Raw genomic sequence first — 11,972 nt, 5'->3', positions numbered from 1 at the left:
CGCGCTCGGAACGCCGGCGCGTGCTCGAGACGCTCGAGTCGTTCCCGCCCGGGGACGTGATCGAGGCCTTCCGGCGTGAGCCCGCGGCGTGGAAGCGGGCGGGCGAGCGGCTGCACCCGTTCGAGTACCTGCGCCGCTACCCGCAGACCGCGACCGCGTTCGCGGTGCTCCGCCGGACCCGCCCCGACGAGCGGCTGGCGATGACGGCCACCGGCCCCGTGACGGTCACGTGGGAGAGGATCCGCGCCCGCACCTGGGGAACCCTGATCGAGGAGGCGCTCGTCGCGGGCGAGCTGGAGGTCGCGCTGCGGCTCGCCGCCCAGCGTCCCGACGAGCTGGCGGCCCGCTTTCTCCACCTGCTCCGCCGGGCGCTCGCCGAGCGCCCCGCGGAGGGCACGGCGGACGCCTCACGGAACCACCGCCCGCTCGCGCCGGCGGTGATCGCCGCGCTGCACGACGCCGCCCCGGACATCTCCGCTCCCCGCCGCCGCGCGCTGACGTCGGCCATCGCCCGCGCCGACCTGCCCGCGGCGCTGCGGGATGCGTGTCAACGAGCTCTGACGACCGGGGAATGAACCCGTTGTGAGGTGGGAAGGGTCCGGGCACCATGCGCGCGGTCCTGCCCCAGACCCGCTTGACGCGTGCCGGCTCGGCGGCGTGGTCGCTGCTCGGCATCGCCGCGGTCGTGCTTCTCGCCGGCTGGGCGGTCGGACGCCTGATGGCGGTCGTGCTGCCGTTCGTGATCGCGGTCCTGCTCGCCACGCTGCTGCGCCCGGTCGCGGCGGGCCTGGAGCGGCGGGGCATGCGCCCGGCCGTCGCCGCGATCGTGGCGGTGGCGCTGGCGATCGTCGTCCTCGCGGTGCTGCTCTCGCTCGTCCTGCCGCCGTTCATCGCCCGTCTCAGCGAGCTCGGGACCAGCGTGCAGGAGGGCGCGCACCGCGTCGCCTATGAGGTCGGCGACCGGGTGGCCGGGATGACCCACGCCGAGGTCGACCGGACGATCCAGAACGCCGTCAACCGGCTGCGCGACCGTGCGGGCGGAAGCGCGATGGCCGGCGTCACCTCCGCGGCCGGCGCGCTCGGGAGCCTCGTGCTGATCGTGTTCCTCGCGTTCTTCCTGGTCAAAGACGGCGACCGCGTCTGGGGATTCATCGTCGACCTGCTGCCGAAGTCGCGGCAGGCCGCCGCGGCCGAGATCGGCGACCGCGCCTGGAGGGTGCTGACCAACTACACGCGCGGCGTCGTCTTCGTGGCCACCGTCGACGCGGTGCTGATCGGCGCCGTGCTGCTGATCGTCGGCGTCCCGCTCGCGCTGCCGCTGATCGTGCTGACGTGGGTCGCGGCGTTCTTCCCGATCATCGGCGCGGTGACCGCCGGCGCGGCCGCCGTGCTGGTCGCGCTCGTGGCCGACGGGCCGACGGCGGCGCTGATCGTCCTCGCCGCGATCGTCCTGATCCAGCAGCTCGAGGGCAACGTCCTCTACCCGGTGGTCGTCGGCCCGCGGTTGCGGCTGCACCCGATCGTGGTGCTGATGGCGGTCGCACTCGGCGGAACCCTGGCGGGCATCCCGGGCGCGTTCCTGGCGGTGCCGGTGGCGACCGTCTTAGCGGCGGCGCTGCGCTACTGGCGTGAGCCCCACGCCGCGATCGACAACGGTTCCCACTCCTTCCAGGTCGTCAGCCGCGCGAGGTAGTCGCGGGTGACCGTGCGCAGCGAGGACCTGCCGAAGAACACGCGGCGCGGCGGCTCGTCGGCGTCCACGACCTCGAGGATCGCCGCGCGCGTCGCGGACGGGTCGCCCGGCTCGTGCGCCCACGAGTCCGCCAACGCGCGACGCACCTCGTCGTAGCCCGGCAGCTCGGAGGAGCGCGAGGGCCGACGGTCCGGCCCAGTCGGTGGAGAACCCGCCGGGCTCGATCAGCGTGACCTTGATGCCGAGCGGCTCGACCTCGCCCATCAGCGACTGCGTGAGCCCTTCGAGCGCCCATTTGGACGCGTGATAGGCGCCGATCGACGGGTAGGCCGTCACGCCGCCCTCGCTCGAGACCTGCACGATGTGGCCCGAGCGCTGGGCGCGCAGGACCGGCAGCGCGGCCTGCGTGACCCACACCGCGCCGAAGGCACTACGCATGACTTGACGATCATCGGCCTGCGCGTCGTGCAGGAGGTCGCCACCCGCGGCTCGTTCACCGCGGCCGCGGATGCGCTCGGCTACACGCAGTCCGCGATCTCGCGCCAGGTCGCGGCGATGGAGCAGGCCGCGGGCGCGCCTTTGTTCGAGCGCCACGCCCGCGGCGTGCGCCCGACGGGAGCCGGGACCGTGTTCCTGCGGCACGCGGCGCCGATCCTCGAGCGCGTCGACGCCGCCCGGCTCGAGCTCGGCGGGCTCAGCGACCGGCTGGAAGGGCGGCTCGCTCGGTGCGTACCCGACCGCGCTCATGGGGCTGGTCCCGCGCGCGGTCGCCAGGCTGCGCGTCGCCCAGCCGGACGAGCCGTGGATCGTGGGCGACGCCGGGGCCGGGGACTCGCCGTTCGGGGCGTGGCCGGGTCTCGTCGACCCGCGGGTCGCGTACGCCGTCCGGGACTGGACCGCGCGGCTCGCGCTCGTGGCCGCGGGCCTCGGTGTGGCCGTCGTCCCGGGGCTGCACGCGTCCGTCCTGCCGCCTGGCGTGGCGTTGATCGAGGTGGATGAGCCGATCCCGATCCGCCGCTCCGCGGTCGCGGTCACCCGCCCGGACCGGACACCGAGCGCCGCCGCTCTGATCGACGCGCTGCGTCATGAAGGTGCCGCGACTGGGTAGTGTCCAAGGACCTGTTCGGTCACCGACATCGCGTTGCTGTCGCTTGCGGCGGCGCGCTCATAACGATCGCTGCGCTCGTCTACGCCCTCTCAGGGCGACGTGACGATTTCGAGACGGCGCTCTCCAGCGCCTCGCTCTGGATCCTCGCGGCGGCCGCGGCGCTGCAGACGGTCGCGCTGGTCTCGCGCTCTGAGGCTTGGCATCTGACGATCGAGGCCGCGGGTGGGAAGATCCCGCGCAGGGTCCTCTTCCGCGCTTCGAGCATGCAGGGCCTCGGCAGCCTGCTCAACGGCCAGCTCGGCGTGGCGGCGCGGATCGCCACGCTTCGCCGCTCGACCTGCGAGCACTGCCCGAAGGTGCCGACGCTGATCGCCGCCGAGGTGCCGATCCTGACGGTCGAGGCGACGCTGGCGGCCGCGGCGTCCTTCACGCTGATCGGCCCGCTCGGCCTCCCGTGGTGGTCGCCGCTGCTCGCACTCGTGGTGATCGTCCTGGGCGGCGCCGGGCTGCGGCGGCTCGCGCTGTGTCGCGGCCGCGAGCTGTGGCGCGGCCTGGCCGTGATCCGCTGCTCGCGCGGCGGCCCGCGCGTGGTCGGCTGGGTGCTGGTCGCCGTCTTCTCCCAGATCTTCCGCAACTGGATGCTGCTGCACGCGGTCGGCGTGGACGCGTCGTTCTTCGACGCGATCGCCGTGCTGATCGCGGTCGTGACGCTCGGTCAGCTGCCGGTCGGCCCGGCGGTCGGCGCCGCTGCGGCGGTGCTGATCCTCGGCTCCCAAGGCGTCGCCGCCACCGCTGCCGCGGGTCTGCTGATGACCGCCACAGGCACGGCCGGCGCGCTGGTCTTCCTCGTCTGGGCGGGCGGGGACCGCTTGTGGGCCTCAGCCGCGCGGCGGAAAGAGGAACGTGCGGTGCGGCGGGACATAGCCGCCCACCTGCAGGACGATCTGCGCGCCGTCGCGTAGCGGGATCCTCGCCGGGTCGCCCTTCACGCGGCGCCCGCCGACGAACGCGCTCACGCGACCGCGGAAGTCCGCCATGCGGGTTCGCGTCAGCGGCTCGCCCCAGGTGGCGAACAGATCGCCGAGGGTGAGATCGGTGCGGTCGAAGTCGATCACGCCGGTCGGCTCGAGCGTGCGCGCGCCGGCGCGGCAGGCGGCGTCGACGATCCGGTGATGCTCGCGCCGCAGCGGCGCTCCCAGCCCGATCCCGGCCGGGATGACGACCGCGCGCCGGCGGCCGAAGAGCTCGAGGTGGGCGCGGTGGGCGCCCTGGATCTCGCCCGGCTCGCAGGCGCCGACGGTGCGCGCCGCGGGGACGAACTCGGGGCCTTTGCCGATCGCCGTCGGCAGGACGCCCTCGCGCGCGGCGACCGCCGGATCGAGCCCCGGTTCGGGCGTGACGGTCGTCTCGCCACAGCCTGTACAGAGGATCAGGGCGACGAGGGCGGCCGTTGTCCGCGTGCGCGACACGGGGCTATTGTTGCTTTCGATGGGGTCCTGGTCGAAGCGGTCGGCCGCTCTTGCGGTCGCCGGCGTGCTGCTGGCCGCCTGCGGTGGCGGCGGGGAGAGCGGCGCGCCCGTGCTGCCCGCGGCGGCGCCCGCGAAGTCCTTCGAGCTGGCGGACTTCCAGCCCGGCGACGCGGCCGAGGCGGGCTCGCCCGCCGACGTCTCGTTCGAGATCAAGCAGCCGAGCGGCCAGGCGCTCACCGAGTACGCGACGGGCAGCGGGCCGCACACCGGCGTGCATCTGCTCTTCGTCCGCGACGACCTCTCGACGATCATCCACCGCCACCCGCCGGTCAAGCCCGACGGCACGATCGACGACAAGGTCACCTTCAAGGAGCCCGGGCGGTATCGGGTCGTCGTCGACGCCTACCCGAAGGCATCCGGGTCGCTGAAGAACTTCCAGCTGTTCCGCTGGATGGACGTGGGTGGGCAGGCGAAGACCGCGCCGCTCCCGCCGTTCGCGGCCACGCAGAAGGTCGGCGGCTACACGTTCAAGATGGAGGGCTCGCCGCAGCTGAAGGCGGTCGAGGCGTCGCTGTTGAAGGTCACGGTGACCGACCGGGACGGCAAGCCCGCCGAGTTCACGCCCTACTACGGCGCTTTGGCACACGCGATCTTCTTCAAGGAAGGCTCGCTGGACTACTTCCACACGCACGTGTGCGCCCCGGGCGCGACCGGCTGCACGAGCCAACTCGGCGGAGCGTCGGTGACGGGCACGTCGGCCACGCCTGGCGACCTCGAGATCGGCGTGCTGCTGCCTGTGCCGGGGACCTGGCGGCTGTTCATCCAGACCAAGGTCGGCGGCAAGGTGCTGACCGCGCCCTTCACGCTGACCGTGCGGTGATGCGCACCGCGGTCGCCGTCGGGCTGATCGTGCTGTGCGGCCGCGCGCTCGCGTACGCATTCCCGGCATGAGCGCCCCTGCCGCGCAGCCGCGCGGTGCGTGTACCTCGATCGCGCGGGTCGTCCGCGCACGTGTCCTTTCGGGGCTCGCGGTCCGCCGCTCGTCGTGTCCTGAACGCGACCACTCTTCGAAAGGAACGTCCTTGCCCCGCAGGCTCGCGGCCCTGTTGCCGATCATCGCCGCGCTCGCGCTCGCCGACAGCGCGTCCGCGCACGCCACGCTCACCCCACCGACCGTGCTCGCCCGCACGAGCCAGGTCTTCACGCTCGCCGTGCCCACCGAGAAGGAGGGCGTCACGACGACCCAGATCGAGCTGACCCCGCCGGCGGGCTTCGGCATCGACTCGTTCGCCGCCGCTCCCGGCTGGACCCGCAAGACCGACCAGTCGGGCAGCGGGGAGGACGTCGAGATCCGCAAGGTGACCTGGTCGGGCGGCAAGGTCCCGACCGGCGAGGCCGCGCTTCTGCAGTTCGTGGGCGACGTGGGCGACGCGAAGACCTACGACTTCAAGGTCCGCCAGACCTACTCCGACGGCAGCGTCGTCGAGTGGACGGGGGCGGCCGGCTCCGACACCCCGGCACCGCAGGTCGAGGCGAAGACCTCCCTGGGCGGCGGCGGCAGCTCGACGCTCGCGACGGTCGCGTTCGTGATCGCGACGCTGGCCTTCGTCGGCGCGGCGATCGCGCTGCTGCTCAAGGCGGGCGAGGGGAGAGAGCTGGCGTGACGGGGCGCGCCGTCGCCGCGCGGCCGCCGCGCCGCGCAGCCGCGCAAGTCCGCGCTGTCGCCGCGTCGCCGCCGCGCCGCGCCGCCGCGCGCGTCCGCGCCGCCGCCGCGCTGTGCGCCCTCGTCGCGGTCCTCGTCGCGCCCGCGTCCGCGTTCGCCCACGCCGCGCTCGTCCGCACCGCCCCGAGCGCGGCCGGCACCGTCACGCCGGCGCCCAAGGAGGTCGTGCTGACCTTCAGCGAGCCGATCGAGCCGCGGTTCGCCGCGGTCTCCGTCTCGGACGCGGCCGGCAAGCAGGTCCGTGCCGGCGACCCGGTCCGCCGCACCGAGGACCCGACGACGCTCACGGTGCCGCTCAAGGACGTCCCCGAAGGGTGGTACCTCGTCTACTGGCGGGTGATCTCGGCCGACGGGCACCCGGTCCGCGGCGCGTTCACGTTCGCGGTCGGCCCGAACGCCGGCCCGGCGCCGCAATTCGTCGTCCCGACGGTGTCCGAGACCGCGGCCACGCCCCGCCTGGTCGCCGCGCGCTGGATCATGATCCTGGCGGCGATGGTCGCGATCGGCCTGTTCGTCTTCCAGATCCTGATCGCGCGGCCGGCGCGTCTGATCAAGCCGTTCGCAATCGCGTGTGTCATCGCGCTGCTCGCCGCCCCCGCCTACCTGCTGCTCTCGACCGCCCAGTTCTCGCTGCGCTCCGCGTTGGACGTCTCCGCGCTCGCGCCCCTCTTCGACGTCTCCGCCTTCGGCCGCGGCTACCTGCGCTTCGAGCTGTGCCTGGCGCTGTTCGTCGGCGCCGCCGCGATCGCGCTCGCGATCGACCGCCCGGACCGGGCACGACGCTCCGTCGCCGAGATCCTGGCAACGAGCGGCGCGCTCCTCGCCGCGGCCGCCACGCTGCTCATCCCCGGCGTCTCCGGCCACCCGAGCCAGACCTCGCCCCGCGGCCTCGCGACGGTCCTCGACCTCGTCCACCTGAGCGCGGGCGCGATCTGGATCGGCGGCCTGCTCGGCCTGCTGCTGATCGGCCGGACCCAGATCCGCCGCGCGCTGCCGCGGTTCTCCACCGTCGCCATCGGCGCCGTCGCCGCGCTGCTCGTGACCGGCACGATCGCCGCGATCCTGCAGCTCCCGACGCTCTCGAGCCTGTGGCAGACGGGCTATGGACGGTCGCTGCTGGTCAAGATCGCGCTGCTGCTCGGGGCGCTCGTCCTCGCCGCCGTCAACCTCCTGCGCAGCCGCCCCCGCATCGCCGCTGGACGCGAGGCGCCCGCGCTCAGGCGCCTGGTCGGGGGTGAGGCGGTCGCGGTCATCGGCGCGGTCTTCGCCGCCGCGATCCTCACGAGCCTCGCCCCGCCCGCCAAGGCGGTCGCCGACCTCGGGAAGCCCGCGGCGAAGGTCGGCCCGGGCGCGGTCGCGGAGACCGTGCGGCACAACGGGTACGAGGTCGCCCTCGAGGTCGCACCGAACCGTGCCGCGGTGCCGAACCGGTTCGAGGTCACCATCAAGCGCGGTGGCAAGCCCGTCGAAGGCGCGCGGGTGACCGCCGGCTTCGCCATGCTCGACATGGAGATGGGCACGCAGTCCTACACGCTCGACGAGTCCGCGCCCGGCACCTACGGCCGCGACGCGCCCGCGCTGGTGATGGTCGGTCACTGGGGGTTGACGTTCGACGTCGAGCCGCCAGGCGCCGCGCCATTCACCGTGACGATCCTCGACAGGGCCAACGGATGAGCGTCCGCCGCCGCTTCCTGCTTTCGCTCCTCGCCGTTTGTCTAGGGATCGTTGCGGCAATCGTCGCGTTGAGCCTCCTCAACGCGACGCTCCATTGACCGGACTTTAGGCTCCTCATAAGCTCGCCTCCTGTAGCTCTGGGTCTCATGAGGGGGAACTGCATGGAGGGTCGTAGGTGTAGGGCTGTGGGCTCGCTGCTGTCGGCAGCGATCCTGCTGGGCACATTGGGCGCCGGGTCGGCGCTCGCACAGGGCGCGCCGGAGGGTCCCGGCGACGATCCCGGCACGATCGCGAAGACGACGCAGGCGTCGGTCGACCGCGCGAACGAGCTCAAGAAGCAGGCGTGCGACGCCGCGACGGCCTCGGCCGCCGCCGCTGCCGCCGATCCGGGCAACGTGGCCAAGCAGGCCACGGCCGCCGCCGACGCGGCCAAGTGCGCCACCAAGACGGCGAACGCCGACGCCGAGTCGAAGTCGCTGTCGATGGTCAACGGTGGCATCGCGACCGAGCCGGCGAGCCCGACGCTTCCGGCAGACTCGCACCAGACGGCCAACGGCGCGGTCAAGAGCGACAACATCGAGTGGCTCTCGAACTCGCGCGGCCTCTCCAACCAGGTCGCCAACCCGAGCAACGCGAACGGCAACTACGCCGGCGCGAACTTCATCCACTTCGAGAACCTCGGCTACGACTTCCTGCTGGGCGATGGCACCGGCGGCCTTTCGATCTGGTCGCTCAAGGACGCCGAGAAGCCGCTCTTCGTCGGCGGCGTCACGTCCAAGCAGCTCGAGCAGCCCGCGGGCCACTTCGGCAACCGCGACGTCGCGGCCGACACGCCCAACGGCCGCTTCTACGAGGGTGAGAACCCCACGGTCGACTCGCGCCGCAAGCTCGCCTTCCTGGCCCGCGACCCGCGCTCGTTCGGCAACAACGGCCACCCGGGCGGCCGCACGGGCCTCTACATCATCGATGTCAGCAACCCGTGGAACCCGCAGGTCGTCTCCTACCACTGGGTCCCGGCCGGTCACACGGCCACCTGCATCAACGACTGCCGCTACCTCTGGAGCGTCGGCCCGGCCAACAACGGCACCGCCGTCAACGGCCAGCCGCAGGACGGCGCGGGCGTGCTGCATCCCGAGTGGACGGGCGTCCCGTCCTTCGTGACCGACGTGCGCGACCCGGTCCACCCGTACACGTACGCCAACCCGGTCGACACCAAGCGCAACAACAACACGACCGCGTACACGCACTCGGTCGACGTCGACCAGAACGGCGTCGCCTGGACGTCCGGCTTCGGCGGCGTCCGCGGCTACTACACCAACGGCTTCCACCACGACCCGACGACCAACACCGACCGCTGGGCCACGGCGACCGACCCGGTCCCGTACGCCGGCGGCGGCGTCCCGACGCTCGAGTCCGACGCGCAGTACGCGCAGGTGAGCATCGAGCACAACTCCTACCACCGCACCCAGGCGGCCTCGGACAAGTCCCCGGCCACGATCACCACCCCGGGCGGGCGGACGTTCAACAAGACCGACCTGCAGTACGTCACGCAGGAGAACGTCACCAGCTGCACGTCGACCTCGGGCGGCGGCTCCGGCCGCTTCGTCACCGCGAACCTCGCGGGCAGCTACAACGGCCAGGCGTGGGACCCGAAGTGGGTCGCCACCGATCCGACCAAGCGCTACTTCATCGAGAAGCTCGACGACTACACGCCCAAGGACCTCCCGGGCTCCGTCAACGGCTCGAGCTGCTCGGCGCACTGGTTCACGGTCCAGGGCGACATGGTCGCGATCGCGTTCTACGCCCAGGGCACGCGCATCCTCGACGTGTCCGACCCGACCGACATCAAGCAGGCGGCCTACTTCCGCGTTCCCGCGGTCGCGGCCTCCGGCGGCAACCCGGCCCAGATCGCCAACAACGCCTCGGCCGCGTACTGGCACAACGGCTACGTGTACGTCGCGGACTACTCCCGTGGCGTCGACGTCCTGCGCTTCACGGACCCGATCAAGGGCGTCGTGCAGCCGAAGGTCTGCTGGAACTCCTGCGACGACTCGCAGACCCCGGCCAAGACGACCAACGTCACGAGCCCGGCCGGCGGCACCGTCCCCGCCACGCTGGCGCTGACGATGGGCACGCCGGCCGCGTTCGGCGCGTTCACGCCGGGCATCGCGAAGGACTACACGGCGTCGACGACGGCCAACGTCATCTCGACCGCCGGCGACGGCGCGCTCGCCGTGGCCGACCCGTCGGCGACGGCGACCGGCCACCTCGTCAACGGCGCGTTCTCGCTGCCGTCCTCGCTGCAGGCCAAGGCGTCGAGCCCGGCCGGCACCGGTGGCGCGCTCAAGGACGTGGGCGGCTCGTCCGCTCCGACCGGCCTGCTCACCTACACCGGGCCGACGAGCAACGACACGGTGTCGATCACGTTCGGCCAGCACGTCTCGGCCGGCGACGCGCTCCGCACGGGCGCCTACAACAAGACGCTGACGTTTACGCTGTCGACGACGACGCCGTAGCGAAGTGACATGGCGAGCGGGCCGCCCTCGATGGGCGGCCCGCTCGTGTTTTTGCAAGGGAGACGTTTGATCGTGGTACGGAAAGGCGCCGTCGCGGCGCTCGTGGTGACCGGGCTCGTCGCGGGCGGGTGCGGCGGCAACAAGAAGGCGGACACGACGCCGCAGCTGACCGGGACGCTGACGTTCGGCGTCCTCGCTCCGGTGCAGCGCCAGGGAGAGCTCGGCACCCGCGCCAAGGACCTGATGGACGGCGCGAACCTCGCCGTCAAGGAGCTCAATGGCTCCGGCGGCGTGCTCGGCAAGAAGGTGGCGCTCAGCGTCGTCGACGACGCGTGCGATCCCAACGTCGCCTACGAGGCGGCGAAGTCCTTCATCTCCGACGGTGACGATGCCACCGCCGGCGTGATCGGCGGCATGTGCGACGCCGCCGCCGAGCGCGAGGTACCGGTCATCGACTCGACCGGGATCCCGTTCCTGGTCACCTCGGCCACCCAGAACGGTCTGGTCAGTGAGGACCTGCAATCGACGTTCCAGATGAACGGGACGGTCTACCAGCAGGCGCTCTCCTCGACGTTCTGGATGAACTACAAGGAGGCCGACCGGCTCGCGGTCGTCCAGGACGACTCGGCCGAGTCCAAGACGCTCGCCCGCGAGGCGATCGGGCTGATCGACAAGACGCCCAAGCTCGTGTCGTTGCAGACGGTCGAGCCGGGCGGGCCCAAGCTGGACACGATCGCCGCGGCGGCGGTCGCCGCCAAGCCGAACTTCATCCTCTGGACCGGTGCGCCCGAGAAGGGCGGCGAACTGATCGCCGCGCTCCGCGACGCCGGCTACAAGGGGACCTTCACGGTGACCTCGGGCAACGAGGACCCCGCGTTCCTCTCCGCGGCGGGCGCTGCGGGCGATGGCACGTACGTGCTCGCCACCGCGACCGGTCAGAACACGCCGATGGCCTCGGGCTGGGCCGACAAGTTCAAGGCCGCCTACGGTCGCGCGCCCGGGTTCGACGCCCAGCAGGGCTACGACTCGATCCGCACCCTCGCCCACGGCGTCGCCCGCGCGAAGTCGACCGACGGGGCGAAGGTCGCCTCCCAGATCTCGACGCTGGACATGAACTTCGTCAACTCGCTGGGCGTCGTGCGCTTCGCCCACGATCACACGCTCTTGTACGACAACCGCGTCATCCTCAAGGTGAAGAACGGAGCCTTCACTTGGGAGCGGTCACTGCGTACAGACTCGTTGGGGTGAGACTCGCCGCGCTCGTCGCGGCGTTGCTCGTCGTCTGGCCCGTCGCGCTCGCGCGGGCCGACGGCGATCCCGCCTCGGACGTCCTGATCAAGGAGCGGGTGTTCTACCCGTACCAGCTCAAGCTGCCCCGCTCGTCGACGTCCGCCTTGGAATCGACGATCGACAAGGCGCGGTCGAAGGGCTACTCGGTGCGGGTGGCGATGATCGCCCACGACTTCGATCTCGGGTCGGTCCCGCAGCTGTTCAAGCAGCCGCAGCTGTACTCGAAGTTCCTCGCGCAGGAGCTCGCCCAGTTCAACTCCGACTGGGTGCTGGTCGTGATGCCCAACGGCTACGGCATCTACAACTGCGTCGGCTTGAAACGGGCCGAGGGCTACGTCGACCCGTGCGAGAAGGAGGAGCCGTCCAAGGCCGACCAGCGCGCCTTGGCGGGGCTGGCGAAGCCGGGGCAGGACTACGCCGCGGCCGGCGAGGTGGCGGTGCGGCGGCTGGCCGAGCTGCACGGGGTCAGCTTCGGGTCGGCGTTGCCGAAGCTCGTCGG

The 11,972-nt window shown here is 72.3% G+C and carries 11 protein-coding genes and 1 pseudogene; 10 read left to right on the top strand and 2 right to left on the bottom strand.

Annotated elements, in window-relative coordinates:
- Positions 1–20 precede the first annotated feature (20 nt).
- Positions 21–575, top strand: a complete 555-nt coding sequence (locus G569_RS0143850) for a hypothetical protein (protein WP_028068107.1) — start codon at positions 21–23, stop codon at positions 573–575.
- Positions 576–607: 32 nt separating this feature from the next.
- Positions 608–1,693, top strand: coding sequence for an AI-2E family transporter (locus G569_RS56780; RefSeq protein ID WP_053227879.1), 1,086 nt, complete (start codon positions 608–610; stop codon positions 1,691–1,693).
- On the opposite strand, the gene G569_RS66650 is transcribed toward G569_RS56780, so the two are convergent.
- A complete protein-coding gene (locus G569_RS66650; RefSeq protein ID WP_371683510.1) occupies positions 1,604–2,131 on the bottom strand; it encodes an SDR family NAD(P)-dependent oxidoreductase in 528 nt (175 codons plus the stop codon). The genes G569_RS56780 and G569_RS66650 overlap by 90 nt on opposite strands.
- Here G569_RS66650 and G569_RS66645 point away from each other — a divergent pair.
- The 3 genes and pseudogenes from G569_RS66645 to G569_RS56770 form a co-directional block, all read left to right on the top strand.
- A pseudogene (locus G569_RS66645) lies at positions 2,057–2,257 on the top strand (helix-turn-helix domain-containing protein); the annotation flags it as partial. The gene G569_RS66650 and the pseudogene G569_RS66645 sit on opposite strands and share 75 nt — an antisense overlap.
- A gap of 181 nt (positions 2,258–2,438) precedes the next feature.
- Complete coding sequence (locus tag G569_RS62135; protein ID WP_053227878.1) at positions 2,439–2,801, top strand: LysR substrate-binding domain-containing protein; 363 nt, start codon at positions 2,439–2,441, stop codon at positions 2,799–2,801.
- Positions 2,801–3,763 (top strand): lysylphosphatidylglycerol synthase domain-containing protein, encoded by a 963-nt coding sequence (locus G569_RS56770; protein WP_064750597.1) that lies wholly within the window; start codon positions 2,801–2,803, stop codon positions 3,761–3,763. Before G569_RS62135 ends, G569_RS56770 begins: the two co-directional genes overlap by 1 nt.
- On the opposite strand, the gene G569_RS0143825 is transcribed toward G569_RS56770, so the two are convergent.
- Positions 3,680–4,270, bottom strand: a complete 591-nt coding sequence (locus G569_RS0143825; protein ID WP_028068105.1) for a hypothetical protein — start codon at positions 4,268–4,270, stop codon at positions 3,680–3,682. The genes G569_RS56770 and G569_RS0143825 overlap by 84 nt on opposite strands.
- Positions 4,271–4,289: 19 nt before the next feature.
- On the opposite strand from G569_RS0143825, the gene G569_RS0143820 reads away from it, so the two are divergent.
- From G569_RS0143820 to G569_RS0143795, 5 genes are all read left to right on the top strand, one after another.
- Positions 4,290–5,150, top strand: coding sequence for a DUF8832 domain-containing protein (locus G569_RS0143820; protein WP_157592729.1), 861 nt, complete (start codon positions 4,290–4,292; stop codon positions 5,148–5,150).
- 202 nt (positions 5,151–5,352) lie between these two features.
- On the top strand, positions 5,353–5,934 hold the full coding sequence (locus G569_RS56765) for a DUF1775 domain-containing protein (RefSeq protein WP_169542389.1): 582 nt from the start codon (positions 5,353–5,355) through the stop codon (positions 5,932–5,934).
- A complete protein-coding gene (locus G569_RS0143810) occupies positions 5,931–7,667 on the top strand; it encodes a copper resistance protein CopC (protein WP_028068103.1) in 1,737 nt (578 codons plus the stop codon). The genes G569_RS56765 and G569_RS0143810 overlap by 4 nt, the downstream gene beginning before the upstream one ends.
- A 185-nt stretch (positions 7,668–7,852) precedes the next feature.
- Entirely contained in the window at positions 7,853–10,183 is a 2,331-nt protein-coding gene (locus G569_RS60380) for an LVIVD repeat-containing protein (protein WP_053227876.1), read from the top strand.
- 72 nt (positions 10,184–10,255) lie between these two features.
- Positions 10,256–11,431, top strand: coding sequence for a branched-chain amino acid ABC transporter substrate-binding protein (locus tag G569_RS0143795; protein WP_169542388.1), 1,176 nt, complete (start codon positions 10,256–10,258; stop codon positions 11,429–11,431).
- The last annotated feature ends 541 nt before the right edge of the window (positions 11,432–11,972 follow it).

Origin of the sequence: Solirubrobacter soli DSM 22325, from assembly GCF_000423665.1 — a bacterium.
GTDB classification, from domain to species: Bacteria; Actinomycetota; Thermoleophilia; order Solirubrobacterales; family Solirubrobacteraceae; genus Solirubrobacter; species Solirubrobacter soli.
Note: the sequence above shows the minus strand (reverse complement) of the source record. Positions and strands in the feature narration are given on the sequence as shown.

What these genes read in the sequence shown, in the direction of transcription:
- G569_RS56780 (WP_053227879.1), top strand. Translation starts at nt 608, where the DNA reads ATGCGCGCGGTCCTGCCCCAGACCCGCTTGACGCGTGCCGGCTCGGCG.
- G569_RS66650 (WP_371683510.1), bottom strand. Translation starts at nt 2,131, where the DNA reads ATGCGTAGTGCCTTCGGCGCGGTGTGGGTCACGCAGGCCGCGCTGCCG.
- G569_RS62135 (WP_053227878.1), top strand. Translation starts at nt 2,439, where the DNA reads ATGGGGCTGGTCCCGCGCGCGGTCGCCAGGCTGCGCGTCGCCCAGCCG.
- G569_RS0143820 (WP_157592729.1), top strand. Translation starts at nt 4,290, where the DNA reads ATGGGGTCCTGGTCGAAGCGGTCGGCCGCTCTTGCGGTCGCCGGCGTG.